The sequence below is a fragment of the Roseibium porphyridii genome (genome assembly GCF_026191725.2).
GTDB lineage: Bacteria > Pseudomonadota > Alphaproteobacteria > Rhizobiales > Stappiaceae > Roseibium > Roseibium porphyridii.
Map to the genome: position 1 here is coordinate 3,888,390 of NZ_CP120863.1, position 20,437 is coordinate 3,908,826.

Consider the following 20,437-nt stretch of genomic DNA (forward strand, 5'->3'; position numbering starts at 1 on the left):
TCAGCATTGGCATTCCCTGTCTTTGATGCGCTAAACTCCCGCCCATTGAGCACTCACCGATTCTGGCTGGAGACCAAAGCGCATCGTGTCGCCGTATCAGCATTCAACATTCCCAGCCGAACTTTATGGCGGCCGGTTGACAATCGATCTGAATGCCATTGCGGCTAACTGGTCAGATCTCAACAATAGGCTCATCGGCGAAACGGAATGTGCAGCCGCCATCAAGGCCGACGCTTATGGCGCTGGCCAGGCAAAAGTCGGTCCTCGTCTCTTTGAAGCCGGTTGTCGAACTTTTTTTACCGCCGTTCCAACCGAAGCGGTTGAGCTTCGGCAGATCTTGCCTGAGGCAACCATATACGTCCTCGACGGGTTGCTTCCCGGCACTGCTGAGCATTTTCTGGGCCAGAATATTCGTCCGGTTCTCGGGTCCCTGGAAGAGCTGGAAGAATGGGCCGGGATCTGCCGCTCAGCAGGCAAAAGTCTTGCTGCCGCGGTTCACGTTGACACAGGTATTCATCGCCTCGGTCTCTCGCCGCAAGAGTTTCAAGCCTCCATGCAGAACAAGGAACTGCTTGGTCCGTTCGTGCCATCGCTCATCATGAGCCATCTGGCCTGCGGTTCGGTGCCAGACCATCCCATGAACCGGGAACAGCTGGATCGATTTCGTGAGCTCACCGCCTCTTTCCCGTCCATTCCAAAGTCTTTGGCAAACTCTGCCGGCATCTTGATGAGTTCGGAATATCACTTCGATCTCGTCCGGCCCGGCATCGCGCTTTACGGTGGGATGGCGATCGAAACGGCTCCCAATCCGATGAAGCCAGTTGCCAAGGTTGAAGCGAAGATCATGATCGTGCGCGATGTGCCCCAAGGCGACACAATAGGCTATGGAGCGAAACAGACGGCACATCGCCCCTTGAAGAATGCCGTCATCGCCGCCGGATATGCAGATGGCATGCTGCGGCGCGCCAGCTCCAGCGATGATCGACCGGGTGGGTTCGGCATGATCGGCGGCCACAAGGCACCGATCCTCGGGCGTATTTCCATGGACATGATTACTCTGGATGTCACGGATGTGCCTGAACACCTTCTGCGACGCGGTGCCTTTGTGGAAATGCTCGGTCCCAATGTTGCGGCGGCGGAGATTGCAGCTTATGCGGAGACCATCGATTACGAATACCTGACCAGCCTTGGGCGTCGTTTTGAACGCGTCTACGGGCCTCTCTCCTGATCGGAGCTTGATAAACGGCAATGGCGCGTCGCTCGACTTCCTTTGTTTGCCAATCCTGCGGCGCAGTTACCGCAAAGTGGGTCGGTCGCTGCGAATCCTGCGGGGATTGGAACACGATTGTTGAAGAACAGACCGGAGGCGGAGTGGGCGGCGGACCCGGACGAGCCTCCCGGAGCAAAGGCCGGGTGGTTCCGCTGGTCGGTCTGTCCGGAGACAGCAAGGAAGCGCCACGATGCGAGACCAAGGTTGCGGAACTTGACCGGGTCACTGGTGGCGGATTTGTGCGCGGGTCGGCACTGCTTGTCGGGGGTGATCCGGGCATCGGAAAATCGACACTCCTGATCCAGGCAGCAGCCCAACTGGCGCATCTCGGTCACAAGACAATCTATATTTCCGGCGAAGAAGCCATTGGTCAGGTAAGGCTCAGAGCCGAAAGACTTGGTCTGGCCGATGCTCCTGTCGCTCTGGCTGCAGAGACAAGTGTTGAAGATATTCTTGCAACGCTTGAAGCCGATACCGCTCCCGCTCTTCTGATTCTGGATTCCGTACAAACGCTCTGGACCGACCAGGTTGATTCTCCTCCCGGCACGGTCACCCAGGTGCGCGCATCGGCTCAGGCCATGGTTCGTTACGCCAAAAAGAACGGAACGACACTGGTGCTGGTCGGTCACGTGACCAAGGACGGTCAGATTGCTGGCCCGAGGGTCGTGGAACACATGGTCGACGCGGTCCTCTATTTCGAAGGCGATGGTGCGCACCAATACCGGATATTGCGTTCTGTGAAGAACCGCTTCGGCGCTACAGACGAAATCGGCGTCTTCGAAATGACCGGCAAAGGTCTGGTGGAAGTGCCAAATCCTTCTGCCTTGTTCCTTGGAGACCGCAACACTTCAGCCCCGGGAGCAGCGGTTTTTGCGGGTTTAGAAGGCTCACGTCCCCTGCTGATCGAAATCCAAGCGCTTGTCGCACAATCCTCACTTGGAACACCGCGCAGAGCGGTTATCGGTTGGGACAGCGCGCGCTTGTCGATGATCCTTGCAGTGCTGGAGGCACGATGCGGCGTGCGTTTTTCGCAGCATGACGTTTACCTGAATGTTGCAGGCGGACTTAAAATCAGTGAGCCCGGTGCTGACCTGGCTGTCGCGGCAGCTCTGATCTCTTCACTCAGCGGGCTTGCCCTTCCGGCCAATTGCGTCTATTTCGGCGAAGTCAGCCTGTCAGGAGCCATCCGGCCAGTCGCCCAGGCCCAATCCAGGCTGAAAGAAGCGGAAAAACTCGGCTTCGATCAGGCTTATTGTCCGGAAGGAAACCTGAAGGACAACGCCGCATCGGCTTTCAAAGCCACAGGACTGCCGGAACTTGGGGACTTTGTTGCCAAACTTTCGGCAGAGGCTAGTGCTTCAGGGCGGACCTGACGCATTATGCGCCGGGTTTGAGAAAAGGTTTAGGCTCTTGCCGGAGCGCCAGACAGAGGAATTTCAAGGATCATGCCGATAACGCTGCTGGACGGACTGCTTTTGGCCATCATGTTCATTTCGGCGATCCTCGCGATGATCCGCGGATTTGTTCGGGAAGTTCTTTCCATCGTGTCTTGGGTGGCAGCCGCAGCAGCGGCATTCCTGCTTTACGAGCGGGTCGTGCCTTACGCCAAGCAGTATATCTCCCATGACATCGTCGCCATGGGTGTTTCCGCTGCCGCTGTCTTCCTCGTGACGCTTCTCGTTGTCAGCTACATAACAATGCGGATTTCGGACTTCGTTCTGGACAGTCGCATTGGCGCGCTCGACCGCACGCTTGGCTTTGTCTTTGGTGCTGTTCGCGGCTTGTTGTTGGTGGTCGTCGCAATGATGTTCTTCAACTGGTTTGTCCAGCCGGACCAGCAGCCGCAATGGGTGCTTGATGCGAAATCGAGACCTATTCTCTTGTCGATCGGAGAACGCCTGGTAGCCGTGCTGCCGGAGGATCCCGAGAAGGCAATTCTCGACAAGATCCGCGAGAACAATCTGAGTGGCGGCGGCAATGCCAGCACGCCTTCAGAAGAACCGACTTACAGCGAGTCCGAGACCCAAGGTCTCGAACAGCTGACTACGGACAGTAACAACTGACGCCGCCGGACGGCGCCGATCTTGACCATAGACGGACCGGTTTCGACAAACCGGCCGAACTCAAGGAGAGTTCGCCATGACTGGCGGAACTGAGATTCACGAGCCGTTTGACATCAATGACGACACACTGCGCGAAGAGTGCGGTGTGTTTGGCATTTTGGGACATGAGGATGCCAGTGCTCTGACAGCCCTCGGCCTTCATGCCCTTCAGCATCGCGGTCAAGAGGCCGCCGGCATCGTCACCTTCGACAATGACCAGTTCCGGGCAGAACGGCATCTGGGGCTTGTTGGTGACCACTTTTCCGACGCGGACACGATTGGACGGCTGACCGGCAAGGCTGCCATCGGTCACGTCCGCTACTCAACGACCGGTGAAACAATCCTCCGTAATGTCCAGCCACTCTTTGCCGAGCTCGACGGCGGCGGTATTGCGGTCTGTCATAACGGCAACTTCACCAATGCACTGACTTTGCGCGCTCAACTGATCCGCGATGGGGCGATTTGTCAGTCCACGTCGGATTCAGAAGTGGTGCTGCAGCTTGTCGCCCGGTCTCGGAAGGGAAAGATCGTCGATCGTTTCATCGAGGCCATCACGCAAATGGAAGGGGCTTATTCCCTCGTTGCCCTGACGTCCAAAAAACTGATCGGCGCACGCGACCCTCTCGGTATCCGCCCACTCGTTCTGGGAGACCTGAACGGAGCGCCCATCCTGGCATCGGAAACATGTGCACTTGATATCATCGGTGCCAAGTTCATTCGTGAAGTCGAAAACGGCGAAGTGATTGTGTGCACGTCCACCGGCATCCAATCCTACTTTCCTTTCGGCAAGTGCCCGGCCCGCCCCTGTATTTTTGAATACATCTACTTCTCCAGGCCGGATTCGGTTGTCGGCGGGCGGAGTGTTTATGACGTTCGCCGGGAAATGGGCAAGCAGCTTGCCAAGGAAACGCCGGCCGATGCGGATGTGATTGTACCCGTACCCGACAGCGGTGTTCCGGCGGCGATCGGCTATAGCCAGGAAAGCGGCATTCCGTTCGAGCTTGGAATTATCCGAAACCACTATGTCGGGCGAACATTCATCGAACCGACCCAACAGATCCGGGCGCTTGGCGTGAAAATGAAACATTCCGCCAACCGGTCCCAGATCGAAGGGAAGCGGGTCGTTCTGGTTGACGACAGCCTTGTCCGGGGCACCACCTCAGTCAAAATCGTTCAGATGATCCGTGAAGCGGGAGCGCGCGAAGTGCATTTCCGTCTCGCCAGCCCGCCCATCAAATACTCGGACTACTACGGGATTGATACGCCAGTGCGCGAAAAACTGCTGGCGGCCAAATATGGTCTTGAGGAAATGCGCGCATATATCGGTGCGGACAGCCTGGCCTTCCTGTCAGTTGACGGCATCTACAAGTCCATGGGCTTTGACGGAAGAGACGACGCGAACCCGCAGTTCACCGACCATTGCTTCACCGGTGACTACCCGACGCCTTTGACAGACCTGTCCGAAGACCAGGACTTCGTGTCAGCCCCTCGCCTGGTAGAAGTCGGCTAAGAGTACATTATGGAAAAAGACTTCGACGGCCGGGTAGCGCTTGTAACCGGCGCATCCCGCGGTATTGGCTATCAGATCGCAAAGAAGCTTGGCGAACGCGGAGCCCACGTGATTGCCCTTGCCCGCACAGTGGGTGGCCTGGAGGATCTGGACGACGAAATCAAATCAGCTGGCGGGCAAACCACTCTCGTGCCGCTCGATCTGATGGATTTTGACGCTCTCGACAGGCTCGGTGCTGCTCTGTTCGAACGCTGGAAGAAACTCGACATTCTGATCGGCAATGCCGGCATGCTGGGTGTCTTGTCCCCAATCGGACACATCAGTCCAAAGGACTTTGAGAAAGTCATGTCGACGAACGTCACTGCGAACTGGCGTTTGATCAGGTCGCTGGATCCGTTGCTGCGTCAATCCGATGCCGGACGTGCGCTTTTCCTGACGGCGGTACAGGCCCAGACCTGCACTGCATTTTGGGGTCTTCACGCCATTAGCAAGGCTGCCGTTGAAGCCATGACAAAGACCTGGGCCAATGAGAGCCTGCAAACTTCTATGAAGATCAACATGGCTGACCCGGGTCCGACACGCACAGGGCTTCGCGCCAAGGCGATGCCGGGAGAAATTCCCGACAATCTCGCAACACCTGATCTTGTCGCGGAAGACCTTCTTGCGCTGGTCAAACCAGATGTCTTGGAAACAGGCAGACTTTACGATCGCGTCAGTCAAGAGTGGGTGTAGTCTGGCTGCATGGATCCGTCCCATCCGACAGACTTCGAAAACCTTGCTCCAGACTGATCATCGAACTTTGAAACAATGCATCACAAGCTCAAAGCGATTGCCTGGGACTTCGACGGTGTTTTGAACCGAAACATCATTGATGGCCGCTTTGTCTGGGCTGATAACCTTCAAAACGATTTCGGCATTTCGTTGCACGATCTTCAAAAGGGCGTTTTTGATGACACATTCCCGGATGTGATTTCGGGCAAGATCGATCTCAAAACTCACGTTCAGCGCTGGCTGGAAGCGAGCAATCACGAACTCAGCGTCGAGGCACTGCTGGAATACTGGTTTCGGAAAGACGATTTGAAAGACCCTTTTACCTGCGAATTGCTGGACAGATTGACCGCTGAAGGATTGCAGCAAGTGATTGCAACCAACAATGAACATCACCGTGCCAACTATATCGAGCATGTGTCGGGTTTTGGCGATCGGGTCAGTCAGGTCTTTTCATCCGGCCGCATCGGTCACGCCAAACCTGAAACCGCGTTTTTCGAGCATGTAAGCGACACGCTCGACCTTGCGCCGCAGCAGTTGCTATTGATCGACGACAGCGCGGCCAATGTGGCAGCTGCGAAAGCGATCGGCTGGCATGCCTATCACTTTACAGATGCATCACGAGCGGGTCTTGCAACCTTTCTCGGCCTTTGACAGCATCACGGCTGCCCCAAAATGTGGGCTAGGAGGACGAGCGGATGAAACTTGGTGCATTTTCAATCAGCCTGACCGTGAAGGACATCAAAAAATCGAAGGCCTTTTATGAAGGTCTTGGATTTTCAGATCTTGGTGGATCCGGTGCCGACAACTGGCTCATCATGAAAAACGGCGATACTGTCATCGGGCTGTTTCAGGGCATGTTCGACAAGAACATTCTGACATTCAATCCCGGTTGGGATCAGAACGCGCAGAAGCTGGACAGTTTTCAGGATATTCGCGAACTTCAGAAAGAACTCAAAGGCAAGGGCTATACCTTTGTGACTGAGGCAGATGAGACAACGTCCGGGCCGACCAGTTTCACCCTTGTCGACCCGGACGGAAACCCAGTGCTTGTTGATCAGCACGTTTGAACGAGACTTTCCGACCGTATGAAAGTCTAAGACGACGGCATGCGCAAAATCATGCCGTCACTCTTTTTGACCCACTGTTAGGCGGCTTCCAGTGGAGCGAATGAGCTCTCTGCGATTGCCCGCAAATCTTCAAAGACGCCAGGAGCCCCGACAACGACCCGAGCTCCGTGGTGGAGCGCGTGGTTGATGTCCTGCTCCATTACAACACCGCCAGCTTCAATTGTCAGGAGCATACCTGCGAGGCAATCCCAGGCGTTCATGTGCGATTCCACATAGCCGATCAGCCTTCCCGAGGCTGCATAGGCAAGCATCAAGCCGCCTGAGGCATTGCGAAAGAAAACGCCGCCCTTGGACACAACGGCACCAACAACATTGACCGCATCGGTTATTGCAGTTCTGCCATTAAAGCCAACACCGACGGAACCAACGGAAAGGCTTTGGCTGTCGGAAATTTTGATCGGCTTGTCATTCAAAAATGCCCCGCCTCCGGCAGTAGCCTTGAATGTTTCCTTCGCCACGGGGTCGTGAATAACACCCACGATCACCTTGCCCTGATACACACAGGCAATAATGACGCACCATTGTGGGATACCGGTTACGAAATTTGCTGTTCCATCGATCGGATCCGTCACCCAAGTGTATCCGGACGACCCTTCTTCCATGCCGTGCTCTTCACCCAGGATGGCATCGTCGGGATATGCCTTTGCGAGCTCGTCACGGATAAGCGTTTCCACATTCCGGTCTGCCTCGGAAACGAGATCCTGGTGCCCTTTCTGAGTAATCGTCAGAGTGTCCAGCTTGCGAAAATAATCCAGCCCCAGGACACCTGCCTTCTCAGCTAGCGCCACGGCAAAATCAAGCCGCTCATTCGACATCAACACGTCTCCTTCAAAAATAAGGCACCACACCTGCCCTTCATTTCCAGGGCAAGGCATGCTGGAAATGGCCGGAGCACACCCCGGCTACTGAATCTTTCGCTTTTTCTTGGTCGCGTATGGATTTTCGCCTTTGCGGTAAGAAAGGCGAATAGGTGTACCGTGAATGTTGAACTTTTCGCGCAACGAATTCACCAGGTACCGGGTGTAGCTTTCGGGAAGCTGTTCGGGCCGCGAACAAAATGCGATGAAATGCGGCGGCCTTGTTTTGGGTTGCGTCATGTAACGCAACCGGACCCGTCGCCCCGCAACAGCAGGAGGCGGGTGATTGATCGTCACACGGTCAAGCCAGCGGTTCAGCATGGATGTCGACACGCGCGAGTTCCAGGCCTCATAAGCGGTAAAGACGCTCTCAACCAGCCGATCGATGCCCTGTCCCTGCAGCCCTGAGAGTGTCGCGATCTGCACGCCACGGATCTGGTTAAAGTAGCGCTCATTGGCGTCGCGGATCTTTTTCCAAGCCGCTTCTCGGTCTTCGACAAGATCCCATTTGTTGATCGCGATGACGAGGGCCCGGCCCTCTCTTGCGACCAGATCAATGATCTGCAGATCCTGCTTTTCAAAGGACATCGTTGCATCGAGGGTCACAACGACCACTTCGGCAAACTTGATCGCTCGAAGTGCATCGGCAACCGAGAGTTTTTCAAGTTTCTCCTGAACACGCGCCTTCTTGCGAATGCCAGCCGTGTCGAACAACTTGATGTGCCGATCGCGCCAACTCCAATCAACCGAGATGGAATCCCGCGTGATACCAGCCTCAGGCCCGGTCAACATCCGGTCTTCACCGAGCATCTTGTTTATCAAGGTGGACTTGCCGGCATTCGGCCTGCCGACTATGGCAACCCGAAGAGGTCTCTCAATGGTGCCGACAGGATCTTCCTCGTCGACGATTTCTCCGTCTTCATCGACATCGACGTTGGTAACCGCTTCCTCGCGCCGGGCTTCCTCTTCCTCGGTGACCCGATCAACATGAGGTTTCAGCGCGTCATAAAGATCGGCAAGGCCTTCGCCGTGCTCGGCGGAAATGGCGATTGGATCCCCAAGGCCGAGCGAAAAGGACTCGTAAAGTCCACTTTCACCTGCTCTGCCTTCCGCCTTGTTGGCCAGAAGAATAACAGGTCGCGTGGTCTTGCGGGCGACTTCGGCAAAATGAGAATCAAGTGGAGTGATGCCGGCTCTGGCATCTATGACAAAGAGTACGGCATCCGCGGTTTCGATCGCCTCTTCCGTTTGTCGGCGCATGCGTCCTTCAAGCGAACGGCGATCTGCGTCCTCCAGACCGGCAGTGTCGATAATCGTAAAGCGCAAATCACCGAGTCGTGCGTCACCCGGACGCCGGTCGCGTGTGACACCGGGTGTGTCGTCGACCAGCGCCAGCCGCTTGCCGACCAGGCGATTGAATAGCGTGGACTTACCGACATTCGGCCGTCCAATAATGGCGACAGTTGCGCCCACAGCAGTAACTCCTGACGGGTGGGCCTCTTCGTGAGCCCATCCCTTAATTGCTAGTTGTAGGCAGCAACGCCGTCATTTCCGGTCAGCACCACAACGCGGCCACCTGCAACAATGGGTGTCACGTAGACATCCGCGTTTGTGCGTTGCGTCAGCATGGTATTCCCGGATGCCGCGTCAACAACGGCAATCTGACCATCGCTGGAGAACGCCACAAGCGCACCGTTTGCCAGAATCGGCCCAGCCCAATTGCGACGGCGCTTCTTCTTCTCCGGACGTGGCAGCGATGTTGCCCAAAGCGGTTCGCCACTTTTGAGATCCAGCGCCACCATGCGATCGTCGAGATCCACCATGAAGAGCGCGTTCCCAGAAACGACAGGTGTATGCACACTGCCAAGATCCTGTTCCCAGCGGCGTTGCCCTGAGCGGGCATCAACAGCCACAGTGCGTCCGGCAACGCCGGTCGCATAAACAGTATTGCCTGCGATTACCGGGCTTGCCGAAACATCGGCAAGGCCGGACAACGCGAGTGTCCTGAACCCTCGGGAAACCCCGTCGATCCACTCTGGTTCACCGCTCTTGATATCAATTGCCATGATCTCGCCCGATGAGAACGGGACGATGACCTTGTTTCCGGAGATTGCGGGATTTGCTGCAGACAACAAGCCTGCTGTTTCCTCCACCCCGGCATAGCTCCACGCAACCGAACCGTCGGACTGAGACAGCGCATAGACTTCGTTTGACTGGGAAACGACAAAGACGTGTCCTGCCCCCGCAACGGGAGCACCACGTGCCGGTGTATCCAGATCCGCACGCCAGATTTCGCGGCCCGAGCCGGCTTCCAGTGCAACCAGCTGGCGGTAACTCGTAGCGGCATAAACAATGCCGCCGGCAACCGTCACGCCACCACCGGGTCCAACGTCACGCTCACCCTCCGGGCGCAGATTCGCTGTCCACTGCCGGCCGCCCCCGGTTGAGAGCGCAACGACCTCGCCGTTCGGCTTATAAAGATAGATTCTGCTGCCATCGCTCACAGGTCTTGAAGAGATCCTGAGGGCAGACGAGGTGAGTCCGCGACCTGAAGTGCCGACTTGCGTCCGCCAGGCTCTGTTTCCGGAAACGGAAATAGCGATGTTGCCCGGATCATTTGTCAGCCCGCCACCAGCGGTGGTCCAGCTCTGCCCGCCGGTTGCAGGCCCGACTTTCGCAGATTGTCCAAGGGCTTCAGATGCAGGATCAGCACCGTCAAACACCGGCTGACGGTCGCCAGACAGAATTTTCTCGCGGTTGAACGGGTTTACGTTCTGCGTGAAATCGCTCACCGAACCGCATCCTGTCAACGCAAGAGACAGTGCGATAACAGCCAGCGGCCCGCGCCCCATTGAAGAAACGACTGCTCGTGTCACTGGCCAGTTCCTTCACTTTCAGGGGATACAGCGCCACCGCTGGCACGAATGACATCGCTCAACAAAGAAACCCGCTGACTGACTTCAGCCGGTGTCTCCGGGTCGTCCTCAAGCGCAGAAATCCATTGTTGTGCTGTTTCAACCTCGCCGCTTTTCCAGGCGCTTAGCGCGAGAAGTTCGCGTGCGGCAGCTCGAAAAGGGCCCGTGTCGGATGTGAGTCTCTCAACCCTATCTGCGACACCGGTATAATCTTCGCTGTCGACGGCAAGGTAACCTGCTCGCAGAGCAGCAACATCCTTCAAGGCATTGGTCAGGCCGGCATCTCTGGAAAGCGCATCAAATTGCGCCAGAGCATCAGCAGCCTGTCCGGAATTTGCCAAGTCGGTCGCCTTACGCAGTTTTGCAAGAGCCGGATACCCGCCAAGCGCCGATTCCAGTTCTCCATAGAGCGCTGCGGCTTCCTGGTAATTTTCGGCCTCGGACAACCGAACGGCTTCAAAGAACTTGTCGCCAGCACTTTGGGCCTGCGTTTCCTGCCAATAGAGCCAACCGCGATAGCCACCAGTACCAACAACAATCAGAACTGCGACACCGATTACCCACGGGCCAAACCGATCCCAAAGCCGACGGTATTTCTCCTGGCGGATATCTTCATCGACTTCACGAAAAATATCAGACATACGTGTCGTGTTCCTGCATTCACTCTACCGGCCCGGCGCCATGACCGGATCAACACCCCATTGCGCGGGGCGCACATTATCCATTTGATCCGTCTCGGGCAATTCCCAGGACGCGCTTAACATTCTTTTCGTGGCGCAAGTGGGGCAAACCTCGATGAATTGACAAATCCGCAGAGGTTTTTCATCAGCTGCCCGCGTTTATCAGACTATCGGGACGCCGAAAAGCCAACCGTGCAACTTCCAGACAAAAAGTCCGTAGAGAACAATGCCGATCAGAATCACCACGATGTCGGTGTGTCTACCCGGCTCGGCCGTCGCACCGGCAATTTGCCCCGCACCAGGCCCGCGACGTTTCACGGAGATCCGGTCTGCGACTGCCCAGAGAAAGAAAGTGCCAAACAAAAGAACCGAGGCCAGATCACCATTTGCGAGTAGGTGTGAGAGCGCCCAGAGTTTGATCGCAACAAGCATCGGGTGTTTCAAGGCGCGTCTGATCCTGCACGGCACGTACGCTGCCACCAGAAAAATGAAGACCGGCACCATGAGCAGCATGGTCACATGACGCAACCAGAGCGGCGGATCATATAGCAGCGGCGGACCTTCAAACCTGGCAACGCCATAGCCGTAAATTATCAGTGCGAAGCCGGCAATCGAGATTAGCGTGAAGAGGCCCTTGTAGGCATTTTCGCCGAGTTTCGAGATCAATCCCGCCCGCGTGGCAGGAACCATTGGCAACACGTGTATTGCGAAAAACAGGACGAGTCCTGTTATCAAGATCGCCATAAATTCTCTCCCTCGAACCACCGGCAATTGGCTGGTCCGATCGGCAAAAGTGACAGGACCTCTGGCGGAACATAAGAGCCCCGCATAGCCACTGCAACCGCCGCTATTGCAAGAGTTGGTTTGCGGCGACCGCGGACAGAGGTTCGGGACGTTTGGCCGAGTGCTCAATGTCAACGAAAGCGGCCGTTTCGCCAGATTTTAGAATTGAGGCCATGACATCGACCGCGTGCAAAGCACGGTCTAAGGAGCAACGGAAGTCACCCCCGTGAAGAATGGATTGAACCATGTCGGCAAGGCCGGCTGACCGATAATTGGCATATGCGGTTCTGTTTTGCTGCACGTTGGCCACTGCGAATGGATGTCCGGTTTGGTCCAGACGTTTGATCTGGCCATCGGGCCCTGCCCATTCAACTTCTCCGCCAAAACGGTTTGGATCCGGCAAAAAGAGTGAACCCTTTGTGCCATATATTTCGATGGGAGGGTGACGGTGGGCCCAGACATCCCAACTGGCCGACAGTGTCACCGATGCTTCATTTTCAAATTCGAGAAGAGAATGGACAGTGGTGGGTGTTTCCACTCGAATGCGTTCGCCAGACCTCGGTCCGGTTTCGATGGTTCGCATGTTGAAGGCGGAGGACGAAAGTGCCCCGACACGCTTCACGGGTCCGATTAGATTGACCAGTGCCGCAATATAATAGGGCCCGAGATCAACTAAGGGTCCACTACCAGATTTATAGAAAAAGTCAGGATTGGGATGCCAGCTTTCCTTGCCATGACTGAGAACATGACAAGTGCCGCCAATCACATCTCCGATCAACCCGTCGTCCAGTGCCTTTCTGGCTATTTGTTGCGCCCCGCCAAGGAATGTGTCGGGTGCACATCCGACTTTCAGGCGCTTCTTTTTTGCCAAGTCTCCCAAAGCCTTTCCATCCTTGATGGTCAGCGCCAAGGGCTTTTCGGAATAAACGTGTTTGTCGTGAACCAGTATCTCATGAGAGACAAGATAATGTGCGTCGGGCACGGTGAGATTGACTATCAGATCGATGTCGTCAGCCAGCAACAAATCGTGCACCGTCAAAGCACGTATACCGTAATCGTCTGCCTTGATCTCGGCAGCTTCCCTGCTCAGATCGGCACATGCCCGTATATCGAGCCCGGTAAATTTAGGAGCCAACTCAAAATAGGTTTTTGAGATAGTTCCGCAGCCGATGATGCCAATACCAATTCGGTCAGTCACAGGTACCTCTCAATTTCCGCGATTGACTGTCGCGAAAGAGAGTATGACGTGTATCTGACAAGCATCAACCGTTTAAGTTGAAATTTCGACTAATCCGGTTGACCATTCTTCTGATTGAAAACCAAAGGTGCGTTTCAATTGTTTGAAGCGCATCCTTTGCAGGTGCCGCGCAGTTCAATCGTGGTTCGAGACAATTGGAACCCCTGCTGCTCCGTCCAGGTGCGCAGCAGGTCCATTGCCTTTTCCGGTGTAAATTCAGACACATCACCACAGTTTTCGCAAATAGCGAACGCTGCAGCCCCGTGGGTCGCGCAACCTGTATGAGCACAGGCCACAAATGCGTTGAGGCTTTCCAGCCTGTGTACCATGCCGTATTCGACCAGCTTGTCCAGCGCTCTGTAAACCTGAAGCGGTGCGCGGAACCCGTCGCCGCGCAGCTGATCCAGAATGGCATAAGCTGTCAACGGACCGCCTGCGTCCGATAGAGATCCAAAGACCAGTGCCTGGTTCTTGGTCAAGTCAGGATGCGTTTCAGCACTCACGGCCGGTCTCCACTTCTATTTGTTCTCATCCACCTAACAAGAAGCCCGCCAGGAACAAGGCTTAGTGTAAACAGGACCACTGCTGCCACCACGATCGAAGGGCCGGAAGGTGTGTCATAATTAAGGGAGGCATAAAGCCCCCCCACAACCGATGCGCTTCCGATAATGGCCGCAAGTGCCGCCATTTGCTCCGGCGACGTAGAGAGCCTGCGCGCTGCTGCCGCAGGAATGATCAACAGCGCCGTAATCAGCAACGCTCCGATGATCTTGAGAGAAATAGCGATAACGATTGCAGTCAGGATCATGAAGATCAATTCCGTACGCTCGGGCCGCAGCCCCTCACCGGCAGCAAGATCCGGGCTTACGGTCGCAGCAAATAGTTGCCTCCAGATAAGTGCCAGAACCAAGAGCACAATGCCGCCCCCTGCATAGATCAGTGCAATGTCGATGCGTGTAACAGCCAGAATATCGCCAAACAGCAATCCAAGCAGATCGACCCTGACCCAGGTCATGAATGCTAGGCAAACCAGTCCGAGTGCCAAGGCTGAATGTGAGAGCAAACCCAGCAGGGCGTCCGATGAAAAGGTGTCGTTTCGGCGCAATAATACCAGGAGCGTTGCGATCACAACAGAAACCGCCCCCACCGCAAGTGTTGTGTTGATATTGAGCAACAACGACAGGGCCACACCCAGAAGAGCTGCATGTGAGAGCGTATCGCCAAAATAGGCCATCCGGCGCCAGACTATGAAACAGCCAAGCGGGCCAGCAACAAGGGCGACACCTATTCCGGCCACAAGCGCTCTTGTGAAAAAATCATCGAGCATTTTGATGCTCCAACTGCACTTCAGCACCATCGCTGCCATGATCGTGTTCATGATGCTCACCCAGACAGTCAGAGCAAAGTGAGCCGTCGTCGTGCTGCACCTTGCCGTCTGGCAGATGCACGTGATCATGATGATGTTCGTAGACGGCCAGCGCCGTTCCGGCACGCGCCCCGAAGAGGGCCTGGTAATTGACATTCTGACTGACATCGGAAGGCGTTCCGCGGCAACAGACATGCCCGTTCAGACAAATGACCTGGTCTGCCGCCGCCATGACCACATGGAGATCGTGCGAGATCATCAAGATGCCGCACCCCAGTGCGCTTCGGATTTCGGATATCAGATCATAGATTGCAATTTCGCCGACATAGTCGACGCCTTGTACGGGTTCATCGAGAACAAGCAGACCGGGCGCCCGGGCGATGGCGCGAGCCAGCATAACTCGTTGCAACTCCCCGCCTGACAATGAGCGCATCTCTGCATTGATGAGCCGTTTCGCTCCAGTTTTTTCAAGAGCTTCATCGCATTCTGCGTCAGTTAAAGGGTTCGTCAGGCGCAGAAAACGCCGAACGCTCAATGGCAACGTCCAGTCAATCGAAAGCTTCTGCGGAACATACCCTACCGTGAGCCCGCGGTTTCGCACTGCGCTGCCTTCGCTCGGCTTCATGATGCCAAGCGCCATTTTGGCAGTCGTTGACTTGCCTGACCCGTTTGGCCCGATCAGGGTCACGATCTCGCCTGGCTCAACAGACAGATCAACACCCCTTACCAGCCAATCAGTGCCCTTCCGGATCCCCGCACGGTCTAGCCTCACAAGACTGGTTGCTGATTTTGTCATGTTTTGAAGGCCAGTTCATCTCAATAGGTGCATCGCCCTCGGGCGTTACTTTATAACACAATTACCCGTCAACCCCATTGCTTGCAACTTCAACCTCCGCTGTTTAACAATCCAGTCAAATTGATGATTTGCCGTGATTAGCCAAGGCATGGCCAGCTTCAGGATCAACCGATGATTTATCCATGCATTCTATCAGGAGGCGTTGGAACGCGCCTTTGGCCCTTGTCGCGCAAGGACAGGCCCAAACAGTTTTTGACCATATTCGATGGTGACAGCCTGTTTCAGAAAACCTGCAAACGGGTTCAGGCGCCCGGCTTTGCAGACCCAATTGTCATCGGGAGCAACAGTCACCGCTTCCTGATCGGAGAACAGCTTGCGGAACTTGGCATTGAAGCCCAGTCCATTCTGCTAGAGCCTGTCGGTCGCAACACCGCCCCCCCTGCCTTAATGGCGGCGATGACTGCGGCGGAAGCCGACCCGGATGCCCTTGTTCTTCTATTGCCATCAGACCACCTGATCCGAAAGGAAGATGACTTTATTGCTGCTGTTCTGAACGCTGGGAGTGCCGCAAGAAACGGTGCAATCGTTACCTTCGGCATTACTCCGACGGAGCCCAATACCGGATACGGTTACATAAAGGTCGCCTCGGGCAATGACCCTGTACGACCAGTGGACGCATTCGTTGAGAAACCCGACCACGCCCGAGCCGAAGAATTCCTGCAGGCTGGCGACTATTTCTGGAACGCGGGTATCTTTCTTTATTCGGCCAAGACGATGATTGATGCGTTCAAGTCGCTGCAGCCAGAGCTTTTTGAAGACGTTAGCGCGGTCATGAAAACACGGCATGCCGACCTTGACTTCACCCGGCTGGACACCGCCACGTTCGAAAAACTCGACAACATTTCGATCGACTACGCGATCATGGAAAAGGCAAGCAATGTCGTTTGCGCTCCTGTTGCACCGGAATGGGATGATCTGGGTTCTTGGTCTGCCATCTGGACAGTTCTGGACAAAGATGCCGATGGCAACTCCGCATTGGGCGACGCAAGGTTTCTCGGTTCCAAGGATTGCCTTGCCTTTGCCGACAAGGGCCTTGTTTCGGTCATCGGCCTTGAAAATGTGATGGTGATTGCAACTGCCGACAGTGTACTTGTTGCACACAAGGACCGCGCTCAAGACGTCAAGGATGTGGTTGAGCAGTTGAAGGCCGAAGGCCGTGAAGAAGCTGAAAAGCACCCTCGCGCTTATAAACCGTGGGGTTATACGGAGCGGATCAACGCGGGAGACAGGTTTTCCGTACAATCAATGCTCATCAAGCCAGGCAAACAACTGAGCCTTCAGAGCCATTTGCACAGAGCAGAGCACTGGATTGTTGTTTCAGGTACGGTGGAAGTCACAATCAATGGCGATAAAAGACTTTTGACGGAAAACCAGTCTGCCTATGTGCCTCTCGGTGCCCGCCACACGCTCACAAATCCGGGCAAAATTCCGGTGCGCATGATCGAAGTGCAGTCTGGAACGTATCTCAGCGAAGACGACATAATTCGCCACGATCAAACATCACAAACTTGATCATTTTCGAGGAAATTTGTGACGCTTTCTTGCCATCAATGCGGAAATCCGGCAAGACTTGACCCAACCATCGCGCACTTTCCAATCACTGTGCGCCCAGAATGCGCCACTGCGGGAACTTGCCTATGCATCATGTCTATATCTGTGATTTCGTCAGGACACCGATCGGTCGGTTCGGTGGGATGCTGTCCTCAGTGCGGGCCGACAATCTTGGCGCAATCCCGATACAGGCCCTGATGGAAAGAAACTCGGATACAGACTGGACAGAAGTTGACGACGTTTTTTTCGGCTGCGCAAACCAGGCCGGCGAAGACAATCGCAATGTTGCTCGAATGTCGTCGTTGCTTGCAGGCCTGCCGGAGACAGTCCCGGGCATGACGCTGAACAGGCTCTGCGGGTCCGGCATGGACGCGGTCATGACCGCCGCACGGGCCATCAAGGCGGGCGAGATGGATCTTGCGATTGCAGGCGGTGTCGAAAGCATGTCCAGGGCACCTTTTGTGATGCCAAAGGCGGAGAGTGCCTATTCGCGAAACGCCGAAATCTTCGACACGACCATTGGCTGGCGGTTCGTCAATCCGTTGATGAAAAACCAGTACGGTATCGATTCCATGCCGGAAACGGCCGAAAACGTAGCTGAGGACTTCCGGATCTCCCGGCACGACCAGGATGCGTTTGCGCTACGGAGCCAGCAGCGAGCCGAAGCCGCCAAGTTGTCCGGCCGCTTCGCAGAGGAAATCGTTCCGGTCATGATCCCCCAGCGCAAAGGCGACCCCATCCTCGTGGACACGGACGAACATCCGCGAGCAGGAACCACGCTTGAGTCGTTGTCGGCTCTCAAAGCGCCTTTTCGTGACGGAGGTACGGTGACGGCCGGAAATGCTTCGGGTGTCAACGACGGGGCTGCGGCGCTTTTGATTGCATCAGAAGCAGCCGTTGCCAAGCACAAACTCACCCCGATTGCGCGCGTTGTCGGTGGTGCAACGGCAGGTGTCCCGCCAAGGATCATGGGGATCGGACCAGCCCCAGCCACCCGCAAACTCTGCGCCCGGCTCGGACTTTCACTGTCGGAGTTTGATGTTATCGAGCTGAATGAGGCATTTGCTGCTCAGGCAATCGCGGTGATGCGAGACCTTGGCCTTCCTGAAGACAGTGATGTATTGAACCCGAACGGCGGCGCTATTGCTCTTGGCCATCCCTTGGGCATGTCGGGCGCAAGGATCATCGGTTCAGCAGCGCTAGAGTTGCGTAAGCGGGGTGGCAAACTGGCGCTCGCCACCATGTGCATCGGCGTCGGTCAGGGAATTGCCCTTTCCCTTACCTCTGTGTGAGGCCTCCCACCCTAACGGATGAGTGCGCAACAAATATTCTGTCTCGACCACCGGCTCATTGGCTTCGGTCCGCGTTGACGCGCGTTTGCGCTTGAGGTCTGCCTCCACGTTTCCAAGACGGTCCGACAGTCTTTCAAACAGCGTTGTCGGCAGTCTCATCGTGTCCACATATATCGAGACAAATTCGTCCGCGATTTCACTCAAACTGACGGATTTGATCTCGTGATAAGCCCCTTCTGCAACGTCGCTCAATTCAATAGCATCCTCAACCAATGGTCGAATTCCCGCAGTTGTCCGGTCCGTATTTTGAGCCACCCAGAGCGCCACAAAGACGGATAAGAACGTAAAAACAAATATATGCAGATTTTTGAAGAAATATCGCATTGCAACCCCAAGCACTCATTAACAAATCGTTAACTTACCAGACTCGTAGCTGCCATAGCCTTGGGGTGCAACCTGATACATTCAGTTTTAAGTTGTATTTTAACGATCATAGTTAATGGGTGCGAATTGCCGTTCCAGGGGTACGAGGCAGTCATTTTTTACCCCTTGACCGCAAGAACCCAGCCGCGGCCAGGTCAACCGAACAGAGTTTTCCTGGCCCAAAATCAGTTCCTGTAAAATTTTACAGGACCTATTACCGGGACCTTAGATGCTGGGCGCTTATAAGACGGTTGAGAATTGGGAGGGCACGATGATCGACAGGACCGGAGAGATGAGGCTTTCATCTGCAGGATTGCTGCTTCTTCTTGCTGCTGCCGCCATGACCCTTTTTGCCGATTTCGGACCCCGTCCTTCAGGCGGTGCACAGGCAGAAAGTTCTTTCTATGGCTTGCACAGATAAGCCTGAACTTGTCAGACTATCAGCCGTGATCGGCACTAATCGCGATCTTTGCGAATGCCTTGCCCCGCTACCGTCACCGGAATGGGATTCAATGGAGCGCTGAAGTGCAGAGCTTTTCGCTTTCCACCTCCGCCTCCTTCTCGTGATTTATCGCCAAGCAACATGATTGCAGATCCCATAACCACCGATACGAGGGTAATTATCAGACCAAATGCGAGCATGATCACGGGAAGGAATGGATCGTCGGCAGCAAGCACAAGTTCACGAAGATTTCCGATGTTTGCAAGAAAGATGCCCCCCAGAACGAGTGCCGCAATACCCAGACCCGCAGCGCCGTTTATTACAAGCAAACGAAACAGGGGATCTTTAGGCAGCTTAAGGTACCGAGAAAACGGGCCGGTCATACCTGACTCTTTCAAATGACAACGATGACGTCCTAACGTTATGTCGCCACGACTTGTGTCAGCAAGGTGTCAATTCCGCCAAGTCGGGCGCATCTGCCTTAATTTGTGCTTTTTCGCTTCAAAAAATTGTGCAACGCACTCTTGATTAGTTTCGAATTGATATATAACTAGTCGATATATCGAACCAGCATATGATACTTTTTACAGGCTACAAGCAGTCATCCGGAATGTCTTGCCAGTCGTAATGTGGTGGTTCGTCTCACAACCGTCAGACCGGGAGGACGCTTCCGGGTACGGAGAAATCAATGAGTGTGCGCAGCCTCTGTCTTGCGATCCTGTCATTCGGCGATGCCACCGGATATGAAATTCGGAAGGAATCGACCGAGGGGCGGTTCAGCTATTTTGACGATGCGAGTTTCGGGTCGATATATCCTGCACTCGCCCGGCTGGAGTCAGATGGCCTCGTGACTGTGCGCGAAGAACCCCAAGCAGGCAAACCGGCCCGGAAAGTGTACTCAATAACCGAGGCTGGCAGAACAGAGTTCATTAATTCTCTATGTGAACCGCAAGCTGCAGACACTTTCAAATCACCGTTTCTCCTCATTGCCTTGAACGCAGCGCAACTGCCTCCAGAGGTCATTCGTCGCGCTTTGGAGCGCCGCAAGGCCCAGGTGCATGAAGAATTGAGACTTTTGACGGAATGCGAAAATGAGGAATGCCGCCATCCCGGTTCTGATTGGACCCGGAACTATGGCATTGCCTGCATGAATGTCACCCTCGCCTACCTGGAAGAGCATGGCGAGGCCTTGATCAAGATAGCTGAAGACAGCGCCGAGCAGCTTGCGGCTGCCGAGTGAGCGAATATCGCGGAG

General features: G+C 55.2%; 22 protein-coding genes. 11 read left to right on the forward strand and 11 right to left on the reverse strand.

Annotation, left to right across the window (positions count from 1 at the left end; translation table 11 throughout):
* Positions 1 to 85 precede the first annotated feature (85 nt).
* The 7 genes from alr to K1718_RS17995 all read left to right on the forward strand — a co-directional run bounded on the left by alr (position 86) and on the right by K1718_RS17995 (position 6,720).
* Positions 86 to 1,228, forward strand: a complete 1,143-nt coding sequence (gene alr, locus K1718_RS17965; RefSeq protein ID WP_265681328.1) for an alanine racemase — start codon at positions 86 to 88, stop codon at positions 1,226 to 1,228.
* Between the two features lie 20 nt (positions 1,229 to 1,248).
* On the forward strand, positions 1,249 to 2,643 hold the full coding sequence (radA, locus tag K1718_RS17970; protein WP_152502262.1) for a DNA repair protein RadA: 1,395 nt from the start codon (positions 1,249 to 1,251) through the stop codon (positions 2,641 to 2,643).
* A gap of 72 nt (positions 2,644 to 2,715) precedes the next feature.
* The gene (locus K1718_RS17975; protein ID WP_265681327.1) at positions 2,716 to 3,333 is read left to right on the forward strand and encodes a CvpA family protein; all 618 of its coding nucleotides are present in this window, start codon (positions 2,716 to 2,718) and stop codon (positions 3,331 to 3,333) included.
* A 76-nt stretch (positions 3,334 to 3,409) separates the two neighbouring features.
* Complete coding sequence (gene purF, locus K1718_RS17980) at positions 3,410 to 4,882, forward strand: amidophosphoribosyltransferase (RefSeq protein WP_265681326.1); 1,473 nt, start codon at positions 3,410 to 3,412, stop codon at positions 4,880 to 4,882.
* Between the two features lie 9 nt (positions 4,883 to 4,891).
* Positions 4,892 to 5,614, forward strand: coding sequence for an SDR family NAD(P)-dependent oxidoreductase (locus K1718_RS17985; protein ID WP_265681325.1), 723 nt, complete (start codon positions 4,892 to 4,894; stop codon positions 5,612 to 5,614).
* A 75-nt stretch (positions 5,615 to 5,689) separates the two neighbouring features.
* Positions 5,690 to 6,304 carry an HAD family hydrolase gene (locus K1718_RS17990; RefSeq protein ID WP_265681324.1) on the forward strand — a complete coding sequence of 205 codons (615 nt, stop codon included), beginning with the start codon at positions 5,690 to 5,692 and terminating at the stop codon, positions 6,302 to 6,304.
* Between the two features lie 44 nt (positions 6,305 to 6,348).
* Positions 6,349 to 6,720 (forward strand): VOC family protein, encoded by a 372-nt coding sequence (locus K1718_RS17995; protein ID WP_152502267.1) that lies wholly within the window; start codon positions 6,349 to 6,351, stop codon positions 6,718 to 6,720.
* Positions 6,721 to 6,797: 77 nt separating this feature from the next.
* On the opposite strand, the gene K1718_RS18000 is transcribed toward K1718_RS17995, so the two are convergent.
* The 9 genes from K1718_RS18000 to K1718_RS18040 all read right to left on the reverse strand — a co-directional run bounded on the left by K1718_RS18000 (position 6,798) and on the right by K1718_RS18040 (position 15,414).
* Positions 6,798 to 7,595, reverse strand: coding sequence for an inositol monophosphatase family protein (locus tag K1718_RS18000; protein ID WP_265681323.1), 798 nt, complete (start codon positions 7,593 to 7,595; stop codon positions 6,798 to 6,800).
* An 87-nt stretch (positions 7,596 to 7,682) separates the two neighbouring features.
* Complete coding sequence (der, locus tag K1718_RS18005; RefSeq protein ID WP_152502269.1) at positions 7,683 to 9,110, reverse strand: ribosome biogenesis GTPase Der; 1,428 nt, start codon at positions 9,108 to 9,110, stop codon at positions 7,683 to 7,685.
* Between the two features lie 50 nt (positions 9,111 to 9,160).
* Positions 9,161 to 10,513, reverse strand: a complete 1,353-nt coding sequence (locus tag K1718_RS18010) for an outer membrane protein assembly factor BamB family protein (protein WP_209006620.1) — start codon at positions 10,511 to 10,513, stop codon at positions 9,161 to 9,163.
* A complete protein-coding gene (locus K1718_RS18015; RefSeq protein WP_265681321.1) occupies positions 10,510 to 11,193 on the reverse strand; it encodes a tetratricopeptide repeat protein in 684 nt (227 codons plus the stop codon). Before K1718_RS18015 ends, K1718_RS18010 begins: the two co-directional genes overlap by 4 nt.
* A 201-nt stretch (positions 11,194 to 11,394) precedes the next feature.
* A complete protein-coding gene (locus K1718_RS18020) occupies positions 11,395 to 11,976 on the reverse strand; it encodes an NnrU family protein (protein WP_152502271.1) in 582 nt (193 codons plus the stop codon).
* A gap of 103 nt (positions 11,977 to 12,079) precedes the next feature.
* Positions 12,080 to 13,213, reverse strand: a complete 1,134-nt coding sequence (locus tag K1718_RS18025) for a Gfo/Idh/MocA family protein (protein WP_265681320.1) — start codon at positions 13,211 to 13,213, stop codon at positions 12,080 to 12,082.
* Between the two features lie 134 nt (positions 13,214 to 13,347).
* Positions 13,348 to 13,755: a Fur family transcriptional regulator gene (locus K1718_RS18030; protein WP_265681319.1), complete on the reverse strand. Its 408-nt coding sequence runs from the start codon at positions 13,753 to 13,755 to the stop codon at positions 13,348 to 13,350.
* Complete coding sequence (locus K1718_RS18035; RefSeq protein WP_371419539.1) at positions 13,752 to 14,630, reverse strand: metal ABC transporter permease; 879 nt, start codon at positions 14,628 to 14,630, stop codon at positions 13,752 to 13,754. The genes K1718_RS18030 and K1718_RS18035 overlap by 4 nt, the downstream gene beginning before the upstream one ends.
* Positions 14,569 to 15,414, reverse strand: a complete 846-nt coding sequence (locus K1718_RS18040) for an ATP-binding cassette domain-containing protein (RefSeq protein ID WP_265681318.1) — start codon at positions 15,412 to 15,414, stop codon at positions 14,569 to 14,571. The genes K1718_RS18035 and K1718_RS18040 overlap by 62 nt, the downstream gene beginning before the upstream one ends.
* A gap of 171 nt (positions 15,415 to 15,585) precedes the next feature.
* On the opposite strand from K1718_RS18040, the gene K1718_RS18045 reads away from it, so the two are divergent.
* A complete protein-coding gene (locus tag K1718_RS18045) occupies positions 15,586 to 16,986 on the forward strand; it encodes a mannose-1-phosphate guanylyltransferase/mannose-6-phosphate isomerase (protein WP_265681317.1) in 1,401 nt (466 codons plus the stop codon).
* Positions 16,987 to 17,111: 125 nt separating this feature from the next.
* Entirely contained in the window at positions 17,112 to 18,317 is a 1,206-nt protein-coding gene (pcaF, locus tag K1718_RS18050) for a 3-oxoadipyl-CoA thiolase (protein ID WP_265681316.1), read from the forward strand.
* Here the strand turns inward: pcaF and K1718_RS18055 are convergent.
* Entirely contained in the window at positions 18,225 to 18,701 is a 477-nt protein-coding gene (locus K1718_RS18055) for a hypothetical protein (RefSeq protein WP_285806023.1), read from the reverse strand. The two genes, pcaF and K1718_RS18055, sit on opposite strands and share 93 nt — an antisense overlap.
* 310 nt (positions 18,702 to 19,011) lie before the next feature.
* Here K1718_RS18055 and K1718_RS18060 point away from each other — a divergent pair, with 310 nt between their 5' ends.
* Complete coding sequence (locus tag K1718_RS18060; RefSeq protein ID WP_173006059.1) at positions 19,012 to 19,161, forward strand: hypothetical protein; 150 nt, start codon at positions 19,012 to 19,014, stop codon at positions 19,159 to 19,161.
* Between the two features lie 35 nt (positions 19,162 to 19,196).
* Here the strand turns inward: K1718_RS18060 and K1718_RS18065 are convergent, their stop codons facing one another.
* The gene (locus tag K1718_RS18065; protein WP_265681314.1) at positions 19,197 to 19,565 is read right to left on the reverse strand and encodes a hypothetical protein; all 369 of its coding nucleotides are present in this window, start codon (positions 19,563 to 19,565) and stop codon (positions 19,197 to 19,199) included.
* Positions 19,566 to 19,870: 305 nt separating this feature from the next.
* Here K1718_RS18065 and K1718_RS18070 point away from each other — a divergent pair, with 305 nt between their 5' ends.
* Entirely contained in the window at positions 19,871 to 20,422 is a 552-nt protein-coding gene (locus K1718_RS18070) for a PadR family transcriptional regulator (RefSeq protein WP_152502280.1), read from the forward strand.
* Positions 20,423 to 20,437 lie beyond the last annotated feature (15 nt).

Bases quoted from the DNA above. Each gene is read 5' to 3' on its own strand.
- K1718_RS17995 (WP_152502267.1), top strand. From the start codon at position 6,349: ATGAAACTTGGTGCATTTTCAATCAGCCTGACCGTGAAGGACATCAAA.
- purF (WP_265681326.1), top strand. From the start codon at position 3,410: ATGACTGGCGGAACTGAGATTCACGAGCCGTTTGACATCAATGACGAC.
- K1718_RS17985 (WP_265681325.1), top strand. From the start codon at position 4,892: ATGGAAAAAGACTTCGACGGCCGGGTAGCGCTTGTAACCGGCGCATCC.
- K1718_RS18015 (WP_265681321.1), bottom strand. From the start codon at position 11,193: ATGTCTGATATTTTTCGTGAAGTCGATGAAGATATCCGCCAGGAGAAA.
- K1718_RS18070 (WP_152502280.1), top strand. From the start codon at position 19,871: ATGAGTGTGCGCAGCCTCTGTCTTGCGATCCTGTCATTCGGCGATGCC.
- K1718_RS18045 (WP_265681317.1), top strand. From the start codon at position 15,586: ATGATTTATCCATGCATTCTATCAGGAGGCGTTGGAACGCGCCTTTGG.
- K1718_RS18055 (WP_285806023.1), bottom strand. From the start codon at position 18,701: ATGCGATATTTCTTCAAAAATCTGCATATATTTGTTTTTACGTTCTTA.
- K1718_RS18000 (WP_265681323.1), bottom strand. From the start codon at position 7,595: ATGTCGAATGAGCGGCTTGATTTTGCCGTGGCGCTAGCTGAGAAGGCA.
- K1718_RS18020 (WP_152502271.1), bottom strand. From the start codon at position 11,976: ATGGCGATCTTGATAACAGGACTCGTCCTGTTTTTCGCAATACACGTG.
- K1718_RS18040 (WP_265681318.1), bottom strand. From the start codon at position 15,414: ATGACAAAATCAGCAACCAGTCTTGTGAGGCTAGACCGTGCGGGGATC.
- K1718_RS17990 (WP_265681324.1), top strand. From the start codon at position 5,690: ATGCATCACAAGCTCAAAGCGATTGCCTGGGACTTCGACGGTGTTTTG.
- K1718_RS18065 (WP_265681314.1), bottom strand. From the start codon at position 19,565: ATGACCGGCCCGTTTTCTCGGTACCTTAAGCTGCCTAAAGATCCCCTG.
- K1718_RS18035 (WP_371419539.1), bottom strand. From the start codon at position 14,630: ATGAACACGATCATGGCAGCGATGGTGCTGAAGTGCAGTTGGAGCATC.
- K1718_RS18060 (WP_173006059.1), top strand. From the start codon at position 19,012: ATGATCGACAGGACCGGAGAGATGAGGCTTTCATCTGCAGGATTGCTG.
- radA (WP_152502262.1), top strand. From the start codon at position 1,249: ATGGCGCGTCGCTCGACTTCCTTTGTTTGCCAATCCTGCGGCGCAGTT.
- pcaF (WP_265681316.1), top strand. From the start codon at position 17,112: ATGCATCATGTCTATATCTGTGATTTCGTCAGGACACCGATCGGTCGG.
- K1718_RS17975 (WP_265681327.1), top strand. From the start codon at position 2,716: ATGCCGATAACGCTGCTGGACGGACTGCTTTTGGCCATCATGTTCATT.